Annotated in this window: 12 protein-coding genes; 1 reads left to right on the forward strand and 11 read right to left on the reverse strand. The window is 38.1% G+C overall.

Going from position 1 to position 23539, the window contains the following annotated elements; genetic code table 11:
- Positions 1-188: 188 nt before the first annotated feature.
- From CTER_RS07215 to CTER_RS07250, 7 genes are all read right to left on the reverse strand, one after another.
- On the reverse strand, positions 189-1799 hold the full coding sequence (locus CTER_RS07215; RefSeq protein WP_004624617.1) for a response regulator transcription factor: 1611 nt from the start codon (positions 1797-1799) through the stop codon (positions 189-191).
- A gap of 42 nt (positions 1800-1841) precedes the next feature.
- A complete protein-coding gene (locus CTER_RS07220; RefSeq protein ID WP_004624639.1) occupies positions 1842-3617 on the reverse strand; it encodes a sensor histidine kinase in 1776 nt (591 codons plus the stop codon).
- A 102-nt stretch (positions 3618-3719) separates the two neighbouring features.
- Positions 3720-4535, reverse strand: coding sequence for a DUF7402 domain-containing protein (locus CTER_RS07225; RefSeq protein WP_004624647.1), 816 nt, complete (start codon positions 4533-4535; stop codon positions 3720-3722).
- A gap of 651 nt (positions 4536-5186) precedes the next feature.
- Entirely contained in the window at positions 5187-6809 is a 1623-nt protein-coding gene (locus CTER_RS07235; RefSeq protein WP_004624592.1) for an extracellular solute-binding protein, read from the reverse strand.
- Between the two features lie 52 nt (positions 6810-6861).
- Positions 6862-7755, reverse strand: a complete 894-nt coding sequence (locus tag CTER_RS07240) for a carbohydrate ABC transporter permease (protein ID WP_004624717.1) — start codon at positions 7753-7755, stop codon at positions 6862-6864.
- Positions 7756-7786: 31 nt separating this feature from the next.
- Positions 7787-8737: an ABC transporter permease gene (locus CTER_RS07245; protein ID WP_004624713.1), complete on the reverse strand. Its 951-nt coding sequence runs from the start codon at positions 8735-8737 to the stop codon at positions 7787-7789.
- Positions 8738-9005: 268 nt separating this feature from the next.
- Entirely contained in the window at positions 9006-10589 is a 1584-nt protein-coding gene (locus CTER_RS07250; RefSeq protein ID WP_004624670.1) for an extracellular solute-binding protein, read from the reverse strand.
- Positions 10590-10774: 185 nt separating this feature from the next.
- Between CTER_RS07250 and CTER_RS07255 the strand changes: the two genes are divergently transcribed.
- A complete protein-coding gene (locus CTER_RS07255) occupies positions 10775-13054 on the forward strand; it encodes a helix-turn-helix domain-containing protein (RefSeq protein WP_004624680.1) in 2280 nt (759 codons plus the stop codon).
- 164 nt (positions 13055-13218) lie between these two features.
- On the opposite strand, the gene CTER_RS07260 is transcribed toward CTER_RS07255, so the two are convergent.
- The 4 genes from CTER_RS07260 to CTER_RS07275 form a co-directional block, all read right to left on the reverse strand.
- Positions 13219-14634, reverse strand: a complete 1416-nt coding sequence (locus tag CTER_RS07260; protein WP_004624674.1) for a family 43 glycosylhydrolase — start codon at positions 14632-14634, stop codon at positions 13219-13221.
- A gap of 252 nt (positions 14635-14886) precedes the next feature.
- Positions 14887-15687 (reverse strand): glycoside hydrolase family 88 protein, encoded by an 801-nt coding sequence (locus CTER_RS07265; protein ID WP_341349510.1) that lies wholly within the window; start codon positions 15685-15687, stop codon positions 14887-14889.
- 485 nt (positions 15688-16172) lie between these two features.
- Complete coding sequence (locus CTER_RS26815; RefSeq protein WP_004624699.1) at positions 16173-22181, reverse strand: polysaccharide lyase family 8 super-sandwich domain-containing protein; 6009 nt, start codon at positions 22179-22181, stop codon at positions 16173-16175.
- A 92-nt stretch (positions 22182-22273) separates the two neighbouring features.
- The gene (locus CTER_RS07275; RefSeq protein ID WP_004624604.1) at positions 22274-23320 is read right to left on the reverse strand and encodes a glycoside hydrolase family 130 protein; all 1047 of its coding nucleotides are present in this window, start codon (positions 23318-23320) and stop codon (positions 22274-22276) included.
- Between the last annotated feature and the right edge of the window lie 219 nt (positions 23321-23539).

Here is a 23539-nt window from a genome sequence, read left to right on the forward strand (position 1 = left end):
TTGTTCCTCCTTTTTATATTTTATAGCAATATTATAAGAGGTTGTCTAAAATGAATAAATGCAAAATAATTATATGGAGAATACTTTATTAATAAGTTTTTTCAAAAAAAGCAACGTCCCTGTATGTATAAAAGAAGAAGTAATTTTTTTATAATACTTATTATATATTTTGAATACTTTTTTCAGATTTATTGCTTATCAATAAACTCTCTGGGAGTCATGCCTGTTATTTTTCTGAATACCCTACTGAAGTAGTAAGCGTTCTCATAGCCCATAAAATCAGATATCTGGTATATTTTAAGATTTGATTCCTTTAATATTTTCTTTGCATATTCTATTTTCACTTCGGTTGTATAGTCAATAAAATTCTTTCCGGTAACCTGTTTAAATAACGTACTTAAATAACCGGGACTTAAAGCAAGAGCTGCGGCTAATTCATTAAGCTTAATGTCTTCTTTTATATGATCATTAATGTACTTCTTAGCCTTGATAATAAACCGGCTGGTATTATTATTACTGTTATTTTCCATAATAGTACATAAACACTCTCCAAACTTATCCAACCAGTCCCTTATTTCAGGAAGCGAATTCTGCCTTAGTATTTCTGCAAATATACTGATCTCATATCCCATAACTGACTTGAACAACTTTTCATCAATTACGTTAATAACCAGATACGCAAAATGGCAGCATACGTCATATGCTTTTTGTTTTGTGACCTTTTCCTTTGAAAGTAGTTGACTTACCTCCTCAAAAATTCTTCGAATCTCACATGTATCTGATAATTCAATTGCATTTTTTAGTCTACTCTTATAGTCGGATATTTCTATTGTTTCTTTAACGGGATCGTTACTGCAGCATTCATTGTAAAAAGTATAGCTTCCAAAGCCCTTGAAAAATCCCGACTCAACTGCTTGATTGCTTTGAAGAAAGGCTGTTCCCAATTCTTTGAAACCCATATGTATGTCACTTATACCTATTGAAACTGAAATATTAAAGTATTGCTTCAGCATTTGAATGAGCCGTTCCATAGATTGTGATAATTTATCATTTAAAAGCTCTCTGCTCCAATTTATGTTGTAGGAAAATACAGAAGCATACTCTCCATGACTCCATTTAAATACATATCCCTTAAATGTATCATTTAATATTTCATCAATTATGTTTACTACTGAAAAATCAAACAGCTGTATATCTTCCTTTCCGAATTCAGTCATATTATCAATCTCATATACTCTAATAAAAACACACATGAGCGCATTTTCATTAAGGCTAACTTCCAGGAAATCCATATCTTCTTCCAGTTCTTTTCTATCAATAAACAAATGTCCAACAAGTTTTCTAAAAAACTCCTCTCTTAAAACAGGCTTGTTTACTCTGACCTGTCTCTCCAAAGAGCCTTTACGTTCGTATTCCTCATTTTCCTGAAGTATTATCTTTTTTGCCTGATTAATGGCATTTATCAGTATATCCTGCTCAAGTTCAAGTTTTATAAGATATTCAACAGCGCCTAATTTCATAGCTTGCCTGACGAGATTAAACTCATCGTAACTGCTTAAAACTATGTATTTGGGCCCTTTCCTTAGATCCAGCTGCCGCATCATCTCTATTCCATCCATTACCGGCATCTTTATGTCGGTTATAACTATTTCGGGTCTATATTTCTTAATAATTTCAAGGCCTTGCTGCCCGTTGGAGGCCTCGGCAACAATTTGACAGTCATTCTCCTCCCAATTTATCATGGATTTAAGTCCAATCCTCACCAGGGCTTCATCATCAATAATTACTACAGAAAACATACTGCCACCCACCTTTTTTTATATACTACTTGCTGCACTAATCTAATCCTCCTTAGGAATCTTAATAATGACCCTTGTAAAGCAACCCTCTTCACTTATAATATCAAGACCGTAATTACTGCCATATGTAAGCTTTAGCCTGTCATCAACATTTTTTATGCCCATACTGCTAATCCCAATGTTTTTATCAATATTTGGATTAAAGAATAACTTTCCGATCTGATCCCCGGTCATGCCTACACCATCGTCTTCAATTGATATCAACAGCTCCCCATCTGCTTCTGCAAGGCTTAATATAATCCTCCCTGCATCCTTTTTGGGTTCAATCCCATGAAATACAGCATTTTCAATGATTGGCTGCAGTGTGAATTTAACAATTCTGAAATTCATAAGCTCTTCCCGGTCAACCAGCTTTTCAAATTTTATTCTCCCGCCATATCTGATATTTTGAATAAGTACATAGTCTTCAATTAGGCTTGTTTCTTCTCTTAAGGTTATTTTATCGGAGGTCCCTTTTGCCAGGTTCTTCAAAAGCCTTCCCAGGGCAGAAACGGCATTACTGATTCCATCAGCTCTTTGAACCGAAGCCATCCACTTTATAGAATTTAAAGTATTGTAAAGAAAATGTGGATTAACCTGACTCTGGAGAAGTTTCAGCTCCAGCTTTCTTTTATTTTCCTCCTCCATAAGCTTAAAATCTAACAGGGCTTTAATATTCAAAGTCATTTCGTTAATTCCTTTTCCCACCTCTCCAATCTCATCCTGCCCTTCAATTGACATATCTCTTGTAAAATTCCCATTTGAAATATTTTTCATATGTCTCTTTAATTTTTTCAGAGGGTTGGTTAAATTAGATGAAAGATAGACCGTTAAAGTGAAAGATATCATAGTACTGATAAATATTACAAGAATAGTGGAATTAAAAAGCACCATATTTTGTCCGACCAATGCTTCATATGACAGCTCCTCAACAATTATCCAGTCGGTAGTTTTAAATTTATTAAAGACAATCATCTTGTTTATACCGTTAATTTTAGTGTCGAAACAGCCCTTACCCTGAGATAATACAGTTTTAATATACGGATGGTCCAGGTAATTTGTTCCGATCATTTTTGGGCTTTGATGAGAAACACATATACCCTGTGGATTTATTACATATATCTGCTCCACATTACCCGATGTAAATTTCTTATACACATCTGAAATAAGACTTTCTTTGAAGCCGATAAAACTCCATCCTATTTTTTTATTATAAACAGAACTTATAACCGGGCGTACTATAGGCAAAACATATTTATTGGAATTATATTGAGAAGGGTTAATAATAATTGAATTCCAATGTATTAATCCATTTTTATGCAGTCCGTCGACAAACCAACCGGCAGTCTCAATTTTCTCTTTATCTACCATACTGGCATCTTCACCTGTTCGAATATCAACACCATTATCCAAACTAATTATGAGTGATGAGATATTATTTCCAATTGAAGAACTTATGATCTGATCGTTAAGAATATCAACTACCCTGCTTATATCATCATCGTATGGGACTTCCACCGAATTATATTTCTTTAGCTTAACGCGTTCAAGTGAACTGTTCATGAATATCCAGTCCGATAACTGACCCGCCAATTTTAACTGCTTCTCAATATTATCCGTTATATAATTAATACTGGGGTTAGCATTTTCAATCATATTTTTTTTTAGTAAATTTTTTGTACTATAATAGTGGAATAAATTTATAGAAATTGAAAGTATAATGGTTGAAGCAGTGAAATACAAAATTAAACGGGTTTTCAGATTTTTTGGCTGTCTCACTTTTTTAACCTCCGTTAAATTCCAGTTTTGCGCTGCAGAAGGTATAATTAAAAAACTTCAATTAAAGCTTAATACAAATTGACATAATTCGTCAACCAACCGTCACCGTATTTGTACAGCCTGCACCTCTTCAAACACCGTCCCGTAAACCTCGATCTGGCTTAACGCCGGAAAGGGAGACGGATCATCAGATTTTATCAGATTACTTAGTCTGACCCAGGTGATTATCTTTTTTTCAAAATTTAACAAGTGGGGTTTGTGACTTTTTTTTAACTGCCAATCAATGCAAGACCCGTCAGAGAAGGATAAAGTAACCTGTGTCCACCAATTGTCATGTGGAAAGTCTGCACGGGTGTATAGAATTATCCTATCCGCCACAATTCTACGGCCAAAATCAATCATAATTGTTGCATCATCCTGTCTGTTAATTCCCCATGACTGGAAAGGCCATTCACCGTGGGAGGTGTTTGCAACGACACCATCTATTGCATTTCTTGCTGCAAATACCGCTTCTCCTCTAGTTTCAACATTTGCTGCAGCGTGAGGATAGCAATCAGTTTCCCCAGGCTGATCAGCGACATTTAACGCAAGATTCCTATATGCTTTTATCTCATCCCTGGTAGCAACCCGTGCATAAAGATAGTGTTTACTGCCACAGAAAACTTTTGGAGAATAGCTGATTCTCTTATCTCCGAAAGGTACGTTATAGTTCACATCACCCGCAACATATACAAATGCAGGCCCAAGCGCATCGTCAACCTGCAGAATTACGTGAAGATTTTTTACAGACGACTCAATACGTATTATGTCACCCCGTACATATTCTGAAGTATAGATGAGTGTCACTTCATTTTCTCCGGTATTTTGAAGCTTTACGTTTTGATTCTTGTCAATAATTTTTATGGCTAGTTCTACCATAATAACTCCTATCCTGTAAATATTAAACTTATCTGATTATTAGTTTTTAATTTAAGCATATCATACAGTTTATACTAATTCTCGTTATATATTATTGAAAATACTGCAAATCCTGACCTGTAAATTTTTTAATTACCGGATTTTATACACACCTATGACATTAACCGCTGGACTAATTACTATAAAAGTGTTACAACTAACTTGAATGTTTGCTGTACGCCCACTTTTTTAAGCCTTATAGTTATCCGATAACAATACCTCTTATCTCCGAAATGTCCCCTATATTCATACCGTTTGCAGGCTGCCCTGCATAAATCCCGGTCAAACAAGTCGTTTCAACAGTCCGATATTGAGCTTAAATACTTCCATTGAATCTGAAAAACTAACTGTCGTACCACATGATAATTGCAGTGCAGATGGGAACTCAGCAATAGACCGAAGCTTTTTGTATTCAGGCTGTATATGAAACATATCTATTTCGTTTTTTGTCTCCTTAAATAAACAGAAACCCTTTTGCTCTCCGTATTTCAATCCATTTTTAAGCTTCTCAATGGTATCACTGCTCTCACCACGTTTCATATTTTATTTTAGTGATTAAGATTAATAAAATGGGGAACCACGAGGGTTCCCCAAAGCTGTTTACAATAAGTACTATTTACCAATTGATTTGCAATAAGCCTGCCATTGTTTAGTGAATTCAGCCTGAATCTTTTCAAGGCCTGCACCCTTGGCTTTCTCCCGGAAGGTTGCTGCACCTTTATCAACATCGGCAACAAAACCGCCCATCAACGGAACAAGATACTGGCTCTGAACCTGATATAAAGCAGTACGTTCAGCCTGGTATGGTGCATAGTCCTCAACAAATCCACCGAAAAGATTTTCTCCTATAACAATACCGTTGCCTGCTTCATACTTCTTAAAGATATCTAATACAGCATCGAAACTCTTATCAAATAATTGAATTTCCGGATTTCTCCAAGCCCAACCATTCATTGCCTCTCTGGCAAACCCGTTTGTTGTAGTATCACCTATCATTTCATAATGGCCATCTTCTGTAATTTTATAATTCTTACCTTCGATACCATACTCAGTCAAATAATTGTATGTCTTATCAAGCACCATCTTGGAATAGAAAGCAACTGCCCTTTCAGGATTTTCACTGCTCTTTGGAACTGCGAAGCCATTGTGAATCGGATGTACCGGTTCTACATAGCCTGCTACTTCCGGAGCAGAAAGATAGCCAACTTCCCAATCAGGATGGTTTGTTCTTACTTTGGATAAAGTTGTAGCGTATTTGCCCGGATTGCTTGCCATAACACAAGCAATCTTACCATTTTCAAATTCATCAGCGGGATACTCCTTGGTTGAAAGAGCACTCTTTGACCAGAAACCCTTCTCCTGCCATCTTCTAAGAGTTTTCATGTCATTTACAAATTCTTCTGAACCCCAGTAATCAATTAATTGAGATGGGTTTTTATAATCGTTATATAATCCATAAGGAACAGTAGCGCCAAAATTTGAGGTATGTGTTTGTTCAAATATTGGTCCCCAGGCTGTGAATCCAGGTCCACCAATTCCCCAGTCAGCAACCAGTTCCTCTGTAGGAATCATATTTGGCTCATTTTTCTTTATTGCTTCAAGGTAAGCTTCAAGTGACGTAATATCCTTAATTTCAGGAGTTCCATATTTTTTTCGCAGGTCTTCTCTGTATACTATAACTCCGGGAACATACTCTTTCCAGGTTGCAGGAATAGTATAAATTTTCCCTTCTACTTTACAACCATTCCAATAGTTTTCAGGAATCCACTTCCACAGATCAGGTGCTGCTTTTGGAACTACTTCATCAAGAGGCTTGAAAGCACCTTTTTTAGCATACTGGTTGTAGTTCATCCAATCGGCTGTAAACATCAGGTCAATAGGCTGACCAGATGACAGTAAAAGATTATATTTTGTATTTGTGTCCGACCATGTAGTATAGTTGAATTTAACAGTGCAATTAAGATCCTTCCTGGCAAGCTCATTAACCTTTGTTTGTATTATTTCCAGGTCCCTTGGAGCATTTCCAAGCATATAAAACTGTAATTCTACTTCTTTTGAAGTATCAATTCCGTTTTGGCTTGCTGCCGCAGTTGAAGTAGCTGCCGTAACTGACGTAGTCGGTGCAGCACTACTGTCTGCCGCTTTGTCAGCTGACGAACCACAGCCCGTCAGTGCACCGGTAAACAGTACAACTGCAGACAATGCACTAATAAACCCTGTCATACCCTTTTTCATGTACAATTCCTCCTAATTAATATAATGATCTATGTTAGCCGACAAATCGGTTCTAACCTTTTACAGCACCTATGGTTAAACCTTTTACGAAATACTTCTGGATAAACGGATACAGAAATATAATAGGCCCGACGGCTACAACTGCCATTGCAAGCTTAGTGGTTTCAGTTGGTATAGCCACACTGTCATATACACCTGCACCCTGGGAAAGATTTCTGAGGAACTCGGCTCCATTGAGAAGGTTATATAAAAAGAACTGCAGGCTATACTTGCTGGGAGTATCGATAAATAACATACTCATAAACCAATCATTCCAATAATGCAGCCCCAGGAATAAACCAATAGTTGCAAGACCCGGTAGAGATAAATTCAGCACAATACTGTAATAGATCCTGAAATCGTTTGCCCCATCAATTTTAGCGGATTCTATAATCTCATCGGGTACCGACATTTTTATAAAATTCTTCATCAAAATAATCAAAAACGGAGACATTATGGACGGCAGGATTAAAACAGCTATTTTATCACGTAAATGCAGGAAATTAGTGAGAAGGATGTACCAGGGAATCAAACCACCCTGAAATAATGTTGTAAAATATACGAAAAAAGAAAATTTGTTTCTGCTTCTGAAATCTTTACGCTGAAGGACATATCCCCCCATTGATATCAGTAATAAACCGCTGAGAGTCCCTGCAACAGTTACAAAAATAGTGACACTATAGGCATCGATTACTCCTTTAGGTATCTTAAAAATAGCCTTGTAGGCATCCAGGGAAAATTCTTGAGGAAATAAACGGTATCCGTCAAGAATAATGGATTGATTTGAAGTAAATGAACCTGAAACTATAAGCCAAAACGGCAGCAGGCAAAGCAGTGTAATAAATCCCACAATAATATAAGCCAATATGTTAAATAGAATTGTACTTTTTGCTTCTCTTACCTTCATTGGAACAATTTCCTCCTTTTAAAATACCATATTAAAACAGTGCATATTCTTCATGATTCCTTTTAATGAGCCAATTTACAGTAATTATTATTATGAAACCGAATACCGACTGATAAAGCCCTGCGGCAGTACCCATTCCAATATCAAAATTCATTTTAAGAGACCTGAAAACAAATGTGTCAATAATATCAGTTGCATCAAATAATAACCCATTTGAACCTATAACCTGGTAGAACAGATCAAATTGCCCCCGCATAATGCTTCCAAGACTGAAAAGGAATAGCATAATAAATGTTGGAACAAGTAACGGTATGGTAATAGAACGTATCTGCTGGAATATATTTGCCCCATCAATCTTAGCAGCTTCATAGTATTCAGAGCCGATTCCAAGGATTGCAGCGAGATAAATAACAGTTCCGTAACCAAGCATTTTCCATATATATAATGCTACCAGTACAAATTTCCATAAACCAGGAGTACTATAAGCATCTATAGGGTCCATATTAAAGTTCTGAAGCATTGTATTTACAAAACCCGATTCATAATTGAACAAGTTATAAACTAAAACACCGACAATAACATAAGAAACAAAATAAGGCAAAAACATTATGGATTGTGATACCTTTGCAAATATACGGCTTGACATTTCACTAAGTAAAATTGCCACAAATACTTGTAATGCATTTCCAATAACAATAAAGGCCAGATTGTACAGAACAGTATTTACTGTTATCTTTAAAATTGTTCCGGATTGGAACAAAAATTTAAAGTTATCAAATCCCACAAAAGGACTGCCAAAAAGGCCACCATTAAAATCAAACTTGGTAAAAGCATAATAAATGCCAACCATGGGAAGATAAGAATTAATAAAAAAGAAAACCACGACCGGTGCCAGCATTAACAACAGTATCTTATTTTTTTTAAAATCATATATCAGATCGCTTTCTTTTCTATTTAATTTGTTACTGATTTTTACTGTCACTAGTGCATCTATTTTTTTTTATATCTGTTTTCACATTACCTTACCTCCACTGAATTTGTCTTAACTTCGATGAATTCATCGTGATGGGTTTATTGTAGAGGAACAAGCCGATATTTAATACTGAACAATGGTTAGATTTGTTAATTTTTTATAGATTAAAGAAGTATAATCTGGGTACTTTTGTAAACATTTTTGAGTTATGTAAATAATAATTTAATAAAAAAAGGAAACCCCACCAGGCTTCCCTTAAGTAACTTACAAATTATTTTCATTTTCCGATTCCCTTGCAGTATGCCTGCCATTGCTTACCAAACTCAGACTGGATTTTTTCCAGTCCTGCACTTTTAGCCTTTTCACGGAAGTGCCGGACTCCCTCCTCAACGTCCTCAACGAAACCGCCCATCAAAGGAACAAGATACTGGTTCTGAACTTGATATAGAGCCGCCCGTTCAGCCTGATATGCCGAATAGTCTTCGATAAAACCACCTAAGAGGTTTTCACCTACAACAATCTGAGTTGATTCAAATTTTTTAAACATTTCCAGCACTGAATCAAAACTCTTATCAAATAACTGTATTTCAGGATTTCTCCATGCCCAGCCATTCATAGCCTCTTTTGGAAAACCGTTTGCTTCTGTATCACCTATCATTTCATAATAACCTTCATTGGAAATTTTATAATGTGTACCTTCTATCCCATACTGGGTTAAATAATTATATGTTTTGTCCAGCACCAGCCTGGAATAGAACGCAACTGCTCTTTCAGCCTTCCGGCTGCTCTTCGGAACTGAAAAGCCATTGTGTACCGGATGAACCGGCTCTACGTAGCCTGAAACTTCAGAGATTGAGAGGTAACCAACCTCCCAATCGGGATGTACTGTTCTTACTTTTAATAATATGGTTGCATATTTTACGGGATTGCTTGTCATTATGCAAGCAACTTTACCATTTTCAAATTCATCGGATTGGCTTATGTTTGCAGAAAGGGCGCTTATTGACCAGAAGCCTTTTTCCTGCCATCTTCTGAGAGTTTTCATATCTCTTACAAATTCTTCTGAATCCCAATAGTTAATCAACCGGGACGGATTCCTGAAATCATTGTATAAACCATACGCAACACCCAAGTTGGAAGTGTGTGTTTGATCAAATAAGGGAAGCCATGCCGTAAATCCCGGTCCACCTATACCCCAGTCTGCCACCAGTTCTTCGGTAGGCTGTATCGTGGGCTCATTTTTCTTTATTGCCTCAAGATAAGTTTCAAATGTTACAATATCCTTAATTTCCGGAAGTTTATATTTTTTTCTCAAGTCTTCTCTATATACTATAACTCCCGGGGTATACTCTTTCCAGGTTGCCGGGATAGTATATATCTTACCTTCCACCTTCACAGCATTCCAATAACTTTCAGGTATAAATTTCCACAAATCGGGAGCTGCCTTGGGAACAACTTCATCCAGTGGCTGGAAAGCACCTTTTTTTGCATACTGGCTATAGTACATCCAGTCAGCAGTATACAACAGATCAATATCCTGTCCTGATGATAATAGGAGACTATATTTTGTGGTTGTGTCAGACCATGAAGTATAGTTAAATTTTACTGTACAGTTGAGATCTTTTTTTGCAAGATCATTAACCTTTTCCTGAATCAGTTCCAGATCTCTCGGAGCATTTCCCAGCATGTAGAACTTCAATTCCGCTTCTTCAGATATATTAATTCCATTTTCACTTGTCGTCTTTGTACTTACAGCCGGAATAGCAGCACCGCCTTTTATTGAACTGCAGGATGACATTAACCCGCCAAGCATCACAACAGCCGACAATGTACTGATAAACCTTGTAATAACATTTTTCATGAAGAAACCTCCATATTTCACAAAATACCGATGTATAATCTTAATACTTTTGTATAAATTTACGAGGTTTTTATCGTAATACCTATTATTATCATTGCACAAAAATATTAAAAAGACTACAATAAATTCACATATCCATATAGAATAACTATATCCAAAATGAACATTTTTCAGGAGGAAAATCAATGTTAAAGAAGAAGTTTACCTTACTAAAAACAGACAGTCAAGTATACTTAAGGTTATTTTTATCATTGATTATTTGCATAATAATTGCTGTGATGATATCATCTTCAGTCCTCTATATTAAGTTTCGAGACATAGCAAGTAATCAGGTATATAATTTTAATCTGAGCAGTCTCGCACAAACCAATAAGCAGGTATCCATGATGACAGAAATAGCCAAAACTGTCTCATATCAGATTTTTTCCGATGTATATCTGTCAAAGCTGCTTTATTACTCTTCTCCCGACATATATGATATCAGACCTGCCATGGATCAGCTTGGTAATTATAGAATCTCCTTACCGTTTATCGATTCTGTTTATATTTATAACGCTGCTTCAGAAACCTTTTTTGTCAGTACCAATAACCAAAATGTCCGGATAACCGGTAACCTTTCAGGATCCCATAATAAATCTTCTTTTATAGATAAAGATATTATCAATATTATTGATAATATTGATAATTATAAACCATTTACCCCCATTTCCAGAAATTTCTCATATAGCATCTCTGATTCAAATTCATATAGTTTTTATACCTTTCTTTGCTATGATCCTCTTTCTCTTAATACCGCAAATAACGGTATTGTTGTAGTCAATATTTCAGAAAAATGGATAAGGGATGTAATGACAGCTGATTCCAAAAATTCTTTTTCCGATACTTTTATAGTGGACAGTTCCGGTAAACTTGTTTCAAACAGTAACACTGAAAAAATGGGTACATATATTTCGAATCTGGAATATTCGGAAGAACTTTACAGTAATCCGAAAACATCCGGTTACATTATTGATGAGGTTAGCGGGATAAAATCATTTATTATATACACTGAACCTGATGCTTTTGGGTGGAGATATATAAAGGTTACACCGTATGACTTAGTTTTTAAGGATATTGATAATCTGAAAAAGAATCTGATTATTGTTTGTATTATTGTATTTGCTTTCAGCCTTTTGCTGGCACTTATGGTTTCAAAAATACTCTCAAAACCCATTGACCGGAAACTTTCAGACCTATATATTCTGGAGTCTGAAAATCGTACAAAAAATAAGCTTTTGAAACAGGAATTTTTAAGTAACCTATTACTCCGAAGAACTTCTCAAAATCTGCAGATTATACAAAATTTGATCAAAGAGTATGAAATAAATTTAAATCCTGAATATTATATTATTATGTTTTTAATCAGAATTGATAATTTTGAGGAATTTACTCATAAGTATTCTATTGATGATATAAACCTTTATAAATTTGGAATTGGAAATATTGTGACCGAACTTTGCTCACCCTATTTCTCCTGTGAGGTAGTTGATATGGGTGAAGATAGAGTTATAATGCTGTTTAACTCGGAAAGTGATGAGATAAATATTAGTGAAGAAGAATTAAAACTCCTTTTTGATTCCATCAATGATTCCATGCAAAAATTTATGAACTCAACGGTCTCCATCACATTCAGCCCGGTCGGGTCCATAGAAAATGCAGGATTATTATACAATCAAGTTCTGGAAGCATCCTATCATAGACTATTTTATGGCCCCAGGTGCATCATAAATTCCAGGGACATTATGTTATACAAGGATAGGGAATACACTTACCCGATGTCAAAGGAAAAACAACTTACCGAATCAATTATGGGGTTCAATTCTGATTCCGCTAAAAAAATATATCTGGAAATAATAAATGAGACAACAGAATACCCATTTACAGTAATCAACTTTGTAATTTCCCATCTTGCATTGGCTATAACCAATACAATAAATATAGTATGTAAAAATAATTCCCTGCAGTATCAACCAGGATTTAATGTCTCTATGCTGAACCTAACCAATATTGAAAGTTTAGAGGATATCAACACCAAATTCTTCAGCCTTTTTGATGAGTTAAAGCTGCTGTTGGAAGAAAAGCGTAATACCAAGCATGATAATCTCATTCAAACAATTAATAATATAATTACCTCCTCATACGCAAGTATGGACTTATGCCTGAACGGTATAGCAGACAAACTGGCTATGAACCCTTCATATCTGGGAAGGGTATACCGGCAAAAAACACTGAAAGCTCTTCCGGATTATATTACCGAAGTAAGGATTAATAAAGCAAAGGAGCTCTTACAGAATACTCAATATTCGATAGCAGAGATTTCAGAAAAAATCGGCTTTGCCAACAGTTCTTACTTTTATAAGACATTTAAGAAGTACAACGGTGTAACACCAAATGATTTTAGAAAGAATTTAAATATCCATCATTAACTGCTATTAGTTTTAAATGATTGGTAAAATACAGCACCTGGTTTATTTGTGCTCCGGCTTAGACAGGTTGAAAAGCATATATAGGGGTTATGCAAAGTACCGGTCTCTGCATAACCCCTTCCGTTCACATTATTAAATATAAATACTTAAAGTGCGTGTATATTTTATGACCCATATACCTTAACCTCAAACAGTTGAGGAGTATACCAATTACTGGGGTTGTTCCACAAGACAGCATCTACCATATTAATTCTGACGTATCTTGCTGTTACAGATAGTGAATCCGATGTAAACCCATAAGTGGTGTTGCCCGTTCTGTCAAGTGCCGTTGTAAAACTTTTTCCATCGGTACTTGTTTCAATTTTGTACCTATAATATCCTTCCGATCCTTTATACATAAACCACGAAATCTGTACATTCTTAACAGTTCTATTTTGTCCGAGATCCACCATCCACCAATGAGGCCATGTTACACCAGTTGCTGCCCATTTGGTCTGGTAATTTCCGTCATTGGCATTACCAGCCGCATTTCCTGAAACTGATGTTTGTGCAGAAGCTGTTTTCCCCTGGGATAATAACGAGCCGTTGGTAACTCCGCTGATGGTACCGGCTGATGCATCTATTGAGATATTATCATAATATTCCAATGAGGCACTTGTTCCATTTAGTATCAACGGCAGCCATACATATCTGGATGAACCAAGGGCCGACGAATTCCAGCGGTCTCCCATATACATATATGATGTGGTAGTTCCCTGAATTGGAAGAATGAATGCGGTTTGAGAATTGAAACCTGATGTATTACCTATTGGAGCAGGCGCCGACCATGGCCCGTTAAGTGATGTCGCATAGGAATACATTTGCTGATTTGTGTACCAGCCTGAGCATCCGGATGTCAATATATAATAATAGCTGCCTTTTTTTGCAAGAGCAGGAGCTTCTCTGTTCTGACCGGAATAAATCATATTCATTTCGGAGGCAATAGTAGTATAATCCGAAGATAGTTTGAACAGTCTGGTATTTGTGTTGCTGTTCGAAGTGGTGATTAAATATGCTGATCCGTCAGTGTCCTGGAAAACCGTCATATCGTGGGAACCTCCGTTGGGCTGGAAGCTTCCCAGATACGTAAACGGACCTGCAGGAGATGAAGCTGTGGCAACTGCCACTCTTGAAAGAGTGTAATCGGAGGCATTCTCATAGTGCATCCACATTACATATTTTTTTGTTGTTGAGTTATAAATTACTTTTGGCCTTTCGATTTTGCAGCTGTTAAGTTCAGCTGCAGATGTCGTATTTAAAACGTAACTTTTCCATGTCCAATTTTTGAGGTCTGTTGACGAGTAGCAGCAAACATGCTTGAAAAGAGCGGAATTGTGAATTTTATCCTCTCCATACCAGTAGTATGTAGTTCCAACTTTCAAAATCCCGCCTCCGTGGGCCTGAATTGAACCGCCTGTGGTATCGGTCCATGCTGTACCGTTAGATATTGTGACTGCTGCCGCACCTGTGGAAATTATACAAACTGAGAGTGTTAAAGCCAGCATTATAATAAATGAGATTAAACGTAATACCTTTTTCATAATATCATTCCTTTCTTTGTGCTAAAAGCACAAATGTTTTGTTTTTCCTGTTCAGTAAAAATACAATAGAAACCAAAACATTTTAAGAACAATCAAGGGAATAAAATATAATTGTGGGGTAAATACAATAAATACACTGGATAGATATCTTTAATCATAAACTCGCCTCCTTATGCTGTTGATATCATATAAAGTCAGTGTTCATGGCACTGTTCGACCCATAAGTATCGAGAGTATTAATATTAATGTCTTTTACCAATATGTTTTCCATTCCTTTATTAATCTTACCAGTGCTTCAAAATAGAAATAGTCTCCCCATATGTTGCATTTATCAACACCCTTACCATCGGGTTTGGAGTATACGGCATGCAGTAATATTCCGTTTGATTTGGGGTCTGTAATTGATGTATACCCTTCTGCCAGCGATTTTACAATATTTACAGTCGCATTTTCATATATCTTTTTCATAATGTCCTCAAGCGGCAAATGCTTTGATAATTCCAAAAGGCCGCAGGCTGCAATGGCTGCTGCCGAACTATCTCTTTCCTGAGTACCGCCTGTAAAAATCAGATCCCAACAGCAGATACAGTCCTGCGGAAGTCTATTCAAAAAGTAATTTGCCGCTTTGAAATATTTTTTATCTCCTGTGATTTCTGCTGCCCAATAAAGAAGCGGAAGGTTCATACAGCAGTCAATGATCATTCTTCCTCTGTTTTCCGGATCACTAAGGTCACCCCAGGCCTGTATTATTTTTGCCTTGTCAAAATACCTCCTCATTAAGAGCTCAGCTGCATATAGTGCTATTTCCTTCGCCTCACCATTACCGGTCAGTTTATATGATGCAACACATGATAAACTGTACAAAAATCCAAGATCATGGGTATCAGTGCATATCCTTTCAGTTATTCGCTGTTTATAGCTGCTTAACTGAACTTCGGCTGTATTTCTATATCTTTCGTCCCCCGTCACTTCGTATGCCAGCCATAACATTCCTGTCCAAAAAGATGTCCAGTCAATATTGTCTATTGCCCCTTCCAGGAATTCCCGGGTTATTTCTTAAGAATTTAAAAATTTGTTAATATCCTTTATTCCTTCATCGTTAACTGATTTCATTTTTACCCCCAAAAAATATCTCCTTAATTTTCGTTATGCTGATTATTCAAACCTTAACAGAAATTATACTTGTATTTAGCTAAACTTTATAGTGAACTATTAGTAACAATTGTACGTTTTTTATATATTGGAAAATATACAATTCATACTTTTGTAAACTATTGTGATTTTAAAAAATAAGGCCACTTTATCCCTGACAAGTAATTGTGAATAGCTGATTTGTGAATTCCCCAGGGAATCTGGCTTGGCGGACCCAAAACGACACGGTGGTCTGACCGATGAACAAGGTCTGGAGGGATGAATAATGCTATGGCACAAGCATACTTGTTCTTTCCCATACGACAAAAAAAACTAGCAAGCAGTTGTTTTGTATTTACACACAACTGCTTGCAGTCTCCAAATAACTTTTATGTTATTGCTTTATTTTACTGCATTTGATTTTTAATCAGGTTATACAATACCTGGGCCATTTGCGCTCTGTTGGTTGTATCCTTTGGTGAAAGTCTGCCAAGGTTTCCGGCTATTATTCCGGCTTCAGTGAATATCGACATGGCAGGCTTTGCCCATGCGGCTATATCCTTTGTATCACTGAATTCCTTCAGATCCTTTCCTGAATTTCCGGCAGGAAGTTCACCTCTGAGCTTTAATATGTTGTACAGAAGTGTGAACATTTCCTCTCTGGTTATTTCTTTATCCGGTGCAAACTTATTGTTTCCTACCCCGTCGGAAATACCAAGTCTCTTGGCAGCTGCCAGGTAACCTGTATAGAATTTGTTCCCTGCATCTGTGAAGTTATCGGTGGCATTTTCATCGGCCTTTATTTCATAAGCTTTCATTACCATTGTGAGGAATTGACCTCTGGTCAGCTCTGCATCTGGGCTGAAGCTGCCGTTGCCTGTACCTGTTGTAATACCTCTTGCAGCTATAAAGCTAACTGCTTTGGAATACCAAGCCCCCTCTGCCACATCCTTAAAGCCGATCTTATTATAACCCACTGCATATTTTGATAAATTATCTGATCTAAAGCTTATCATTTCTGTTTCTTTGTTGTATACGCAGCTGCTTACAAGTTCCAGGCTGCCCTGTGAATTTATGCAGTATATGACAACAGCTTCGGTATCTTCTCCCGCTTTTGCAGTATATGGAATAGATACTGTTACGTTTCCTGCAAACTCTGATATTGTTTTTCCGCCGCTGGTAACGCTTAAATCCACCACCGGCCTGCCGCCTGCAATCCGCTTTGCCTCATCGGACAGAGTTGTGCTGTCAACACTGGAGGTTGTAATTTTCACATCTCCTGCCGCTGACTGGGAAATTGTTTTAACAGACTCCTTATCAAAGGTCATGACTGCAATAGGTGTTGAAATAGTCATCGTATCTATTTTGCTGCTGACAACCTTATCAACTGCTTCTTTTGGAAGACTGACCTCCACAGCTTTTGCACCGGAAGGAGCAGATACCTTAATTTCTACATTTGCTGCCGTACCTTTATCCATTTTTGCTGCTGCTTCAATTACCTTGTTTATTGCTTCGGTAACTTCTTTTTCTGTAACTGCGGCTGTGGCCTTTCCGTCCTTATCAGTTTTTGCTGCTGCTGCAATTGTGCTTGTAACAGAGCCGTGACCTGACGCAACTGCATCGGAGATGGTATTATTTGACGCAGCAGGGGGCGGAGTTGTATTGGTACTGGTACTGCTGCTACTTCCGCTGCCGCCTCCATTACCGCCGCCGCTGCGACTGTCGTCAATATACGGTTGTACCGTAACGACGCATTGTGCTGTACCGCCATCTGCTGTTGTTGCTGTAATTATTGTTGTTCCCGTACGTATTGCGGTAACCTGTACGCTTGTTATTCCATTTTGTGCATCATATGATGGCGTACCCAATGATACTATGCTGTTTCCGACGCTGAAGCTTATTTCCTTATTTACCGCTTCCTCCGGAACAGCGGTCGCAGTAAGAGTAAAGCTATCACCGGGATAAAGTGTCTTTGAAGGAGTATCAAGTACTACACCGGATGCGAGTACATTTACAGCGCATCTTGCAATTCCGCCGCCGCTTGTAGTTGCGGTAATAATGGCATTACCCACCTTTGCAGCACTTAAATGTACTATTGTTATTCCACCAGGAGTGCTGGACTCGGTTTCTCCTACTATAACGGCATCGCTGTCCGAGCTGAACAGTACAATACTGTCGATAGCCGCAGGAGAAGTTACTGTTGCAGTGATTGTGAATTCCTGACCCCTGTACACTGATTTGGATGTACTATCCAGGGTTATAACATCAGGATTTTCAGGGTTTGTTACCTTAACCAAGCCATTCATGGCCGCAATTAATGCATTTACAACAAAATCTATTTCCTGCTGTGTGGCATAGTCATTAAAGTAAACTGAATTGGCATCGGCAAGTAACTTTTCCAGATTGGCGCTTTCCCAGCTTTCAGGCGTATAATCCGCCTGCTTTAACGCATTTACCTGTGACATAGCCGTTACCAGAGAAGCTTTATTTGACCGTTTCTCCAATATGTTCATTGCCGTTTGCAGGTTTTGTATGGCAGCATCAACCTGACGCTGCGTTGAATTATTATCACCCAGTACAGTATTTGCATTCACTAAAACACTGTCTATGTCCGAATCAGTCCAGGACGAAGAAATATAGTCATTCTGGTCTAATTGTGAGGCTATATCATAAAGTGCCTGCAGATCATTTTTAAATGTGTTTACTTTTACTGTGCACAAATCATATTCAGAACCGGCCGAATGGCGAACTATAATAACCGAAGTACCGCCCGAAACAGCCTCCAGCCTGGCAGTATACGTTCCCTGTTCGCCTGGGACGGAATCCCCGCTGACTGCAGGAGTTCCTACAGTGACTGCGTCTGTATTATAGGATTTAAAATCAGCACTGTCTGTCTCTGAATACGGAGCTAAAATAGCCTTCAAGTCCAGAGTATCTCCCTTGTTCAAGGTTACTGCATGATTGTCCAGCTTATAAGAATAATCTCCATAAACCTCAAACTCATAAATAGCTAAGCCATATTTTGTGGCCATTACACCTTTAACCCGTATGTAGCGGGCTGTAATCGGCTTGAATTTTACATCATCCTGCTCATTGCCTTTGTATGTACTTCTATTAATACTAGTAATAGGCGTCCATGGACCTGCCGGATCATTGGAATATTCCAAATATACATGCTGAGAATTTACTTCCCAGAAAAGTTTTATTTCATTTATCGATAAAGGTTGACCCAGATCAACGTAGAAAGAACGCTGTGTAACCTCTGCAGTACCTCTGCCTGTACTGGCCCTGGTTCCCATATTTCCGTCTGTCGGCACAGTTGTTGTATATGGAGACTCAATATTAGCACTGCCGCTCCAGCTTGAATCAACTGTGACTGTTTTGCCGTAGGCTAAGTTCTGCCTTCCTCCATAATTGGGCAGCGGAGCAGGTACATCAGCTTCTCCAAATACTTCAAATTCATACATCGATATACCGTAGGTGTTAACCTTAGTGATGCTTTGCAGCCTAATGTATCTGGCATCAATGCTTCCTTCAGGGAAGTTAAGGATTTGAACCCCCGGCTTGTCATTAGTAAAAGTATTTACGTCTGTCCAGGTACCCCCGTCATCTGACGTCTGAATTTTAAAGCTGGTTGAATAAGAGCTCTCCCAGGATATCCTGATTGTTCTTACTTTTGACTTTGCTCCCAAATTGACCTGCCACCACGCATTAGCAGCCGTTGTGGGTCCTGACCATCTTGTGGTGTCATTCCCGTCATTTGCATAAGTTGCCATACTGCCGGCATCATTTCCGCTGGTTGATGAAGGTTTGTATAATGCCAGATTTACATTATAATGTACATTAAGATCTTTAATATCATACCCGTTCTTTTTATTGCTTGAGAGCATTAATATTCGGATATACTTTGCCTGAACGTACGGCAGATCAATTACTTCCTTTCCGCCGCTTCCATGCCACTGTAAATAACCGTCGGTCCAATTAACATTATCTGTAGAATATTGAACTATATATTCTTTTGCATAATCAGTACCCCAATCAACAGTAACCTTGTCAACAAGAGGAATGGGAGTATCGATATTATAGACAATATACTGGCTTTCATCAGGCTCCGAACGCCATGATGTATCCATGGAATCATCTATTGCATTCAGAGGAGCATATCCCGGTAAAAATGAACTTGCCCCTATATTGCTGGCAGAAAGAGGAACATCGGATAAAGTCTGGGTAATCGATTGTCCCATGTAAATTCCGCTTCCAAGATTATACCTTCCATATAATGTATCCTTATCAGTCTCAGTAATTTTTACGTCAACTATCAAGCCCGGTGTTTCGGGATTTGATACAGTTACCTTTGGTGTTCCGGAACTCTCGTCAATAATTGCCAGACAGGGCTGATTCACTGTTATGGTAGCACCGGTGCGGTATTCAAAACTTCCGGGGGTGTAAAAGATCAATTGTGTCTGGTTTAAGCCTTCATTTCTTACCGCCTGCAATTCTGTTGTGTTTGACAAAATCTGAACCGGAATATTGTTTGAATATGCTTCGACTTCAGCTGAATCCTTTCCAGGAACAACAATATACTCATAGGAAGCATTCGCAGGATTAATACCATGGTTAAAATAAAGTGTAAATGCCTGCTTTGTCTGAGCCGGATGGTCCAGCCAGTTTGATGTCTGATCCATATTTGAAATGCTGACTTTGGAATTAGCCGGGAACACATATCCTATCTGATCATTATAAGCCCATTTGGGATTTGTATATGTTACCGCAGCTGTACCCTTTGGTAGTAAAACTCCGTCAACTGATGCATTGTCCTTTGCAATTGCCTGGTTAACGGTGGTATGAACCTCCACAGGGCGGGTTGAAGATATTCCTGCACCTAAAGCCACCATTTCGTCATCAAAATAAAAGTATCCCTTGCGTGCAACAGTACTATCCATATCCTGGGTAAACACTGAAGCACCGTACATGCCGTCGGACACACCGCCTACAAAGCTTGAATTTGCATTAAATTTGCATTCCAGCGTGTAAGGCATCTTTTCATTGGGAGCTGTCGTACCCGGGTAATGCGACCAGTTAAAAGCCGGAACCAGATCAGTGTACTCATGTCCATTAACAAAAATTGCCGTTGTACCTGCCGCATTCCAATAAATTTCATTTCCTATGGACGACCGGAAAGTGGACCGGTATTCACCGCCATTAATACGGCTTGAACTCATTTTAGTCATGATTCCGTAATTATCACGCATCTGAGAGGTATAATCAGACCGCCAGAAATGTTTGTTCCCTACCAATCCATTTGTTGCCGACTTACCCTCTATGTTATCTACCACCTGCTGGTATTTGGCCCTTCGCTCGGGGTCGGTATCATATTGTGCCATTATAATCATTCCCGGCAGAATATCTGCCGCATAGCTGCTGACTCCTTCAATGGTATTATACCTTCGATATCCAAGGTACAGGAAACCGAACTCTCCCCGGATCATCCACCTGGTACCGTCAAGTATATAAAATTCCAGTTTCTTTAAGGCTTCTTCGGTAAAAGCAAAATTAGTTCCGCTTGTATAGCCGACCCACATGGCAACCATGTTAAACTGAGCCATTCCATACCCTTCACTGTACAGCTTGGCGCCATGACAGTAAAAGCTTGAATCTGCCTGAACCGCTTCATTCGATGTTCCTTTTTCATCAACTGCCAGAGTTTCCGCAAGTGTCGAAATTCCTTTTACAACCTCCGGATAATCATTCTGCACCAGCTTCTTATATAAATAATCCTGTGTTCTCCAAACGCCATTTGCACCTACTGTATCCAGACGTCCCTGATTGTAGTTAATACATACATCCAACGCCTGTTTGCTTATGATGCCTTCCATAAATATACCTGTAACACCCATACACATGGCTTGTCCGATTTCATTTTCCCACCAGTTTGTGGATGAAGGCTTGGCACTGTCCCAATAAGCTAATGCTCTTTCAATGGCGTCCTTTATTACAGGATTATGATACGCTTCATTACCTTCCTGATTATAGCCCATTGCCATTGCCGTTATACGGTATAAAGCAAGATATGGACTCCACAAAGTACCATTCGCACTGTTGGTACGGTCAGCATAATTTACATCTGACCAGCTGCCGTTTGGCTGAATGGTATTTGCATACTCCATTGACTTTGATATGTACCCGAAAACGTCAGAACCGCTGACTACCCGGTAAGAATCACTTTCCAAAAATGTTGCCTTGATTCTGTCCTTGACAATTTGAGCACTTTCACTATCCGTCATGTCAGATGCATATACTGACGATATGGACATTGAAGAAATTGTCGTGAGTATTAGCGCTAAAACTAATAAAACAGCTGTCAATTTTTTAAAGTGGACTGCTAATCGCTCTTGTCTTTTTCGTATCTTTGACATATTGTTCCTCCTTATTATTAGTATTTGCTGCAAAATTTTGCATATATTAAGGCTTTAAAGCCTAATATAACAAGCCTATAGATATCCAGGGCTTACTTTAATCCTAAAGAAGTCATAATATCCTCTATGGGGATCTCAGCATAACACATATGAGTATCAGCCGCCCCATAGTATACTTTTACAACATCATTTTCATATATCACTCCGCAGGTGAATATTACATTTCCAAAAAATCCATTTATCTCGTAGTCTTCTACCGGTTCCATGATAGGCTTCTCACTTCTTGCAATCACTTTCCAGGGTTGTTCCGGGTCCAGAAGCATAGCCCCCAGACAATACTTATCGTCTTTTGTAGCCCCGTGATATATCTCAAGCCAGCCTTCCTTCACCCTGAAAGGAACAGCACTTCCGCCAATTCTGCCATTATCCCAGTAACCCTCGCGTGCACCTGCCAGGTGTCTGTGGTTTCCCCATGAGATCAAATCGGGAGATTCGGATATCCATATATCCATCTTCCCGAAATGTGACATTGACGGCCTGTTCAGGGCATAATACCTGCCATTTATCTTTTCCGGAAAAATCTCAACATCTTTATTGTCAGGATGAAATATAACACCATGCCGTTGGAACTTGATAAAATCCTTTGTGGACGCAAGATAGGAAGTTATCCCCAAATCAGATATGGCACTGTAACTAATATAAAATGTGTTGTCAATAGAGGTTATCCTGGCATCCTCGATGCCATAAACCTCATATATGTTTGCAGGTGAAACAGAAGGCGTTTCTTCAATTTCAAAATTAATTCCATCCCTGCTGCGCGCCACTCTCAAATGGGATATGGAGGTAATATAATTAGTTGAAGGAGTCCTGATCCACCGCGAATCCGAAAAATCGCAGCCCGGTTCATCCGTATTAAAGCTCTTTTTAATAATTGCAGCCTTCTCAACGTCATAAACCGGAGCAATATGAATATCTGAATTTTGATTGATGGGCCTTTCTGCTATTCTCAATAATAAAATCACTTCATCGCCCAATTTTGCGACTCCTGCATTAAATACACATATAACTTCAAAATCCGGTCTTGAAGGTTTAACATCCTGAGGTCTGATTATTGGATTATGTATATATCTTTGTACCATTGTGTCCTCCAAATAAAATTAGAATATATAAATTTATTCTAATTTTATTTGGAGGAGAAACTAATTTACACTGTTGAATTTAAATATTCCTCAAAATTCTATTTATTTTGTTACTTCATATTTTAAAGCTATACATTTTTTTTAAATATTTCTCCTGGAATCTGTTTAGTATCTCATTGCACTCGTCTTTTTTTTGGATTTTGCGAGAAGATACCAAAC

The sequence above is a fragment of the Ruminiclostridium cellobioparum subsp. termitidis CT1112 genome (assembly GCF_000350485.1).
Taxonomy (GTDB): domain Bacteria; phylum Bacillota; class Clostridia; order Acetivibrionales; family DSM-1351; genus Ruminiclostridium; species Ruminiclostridium termitidis.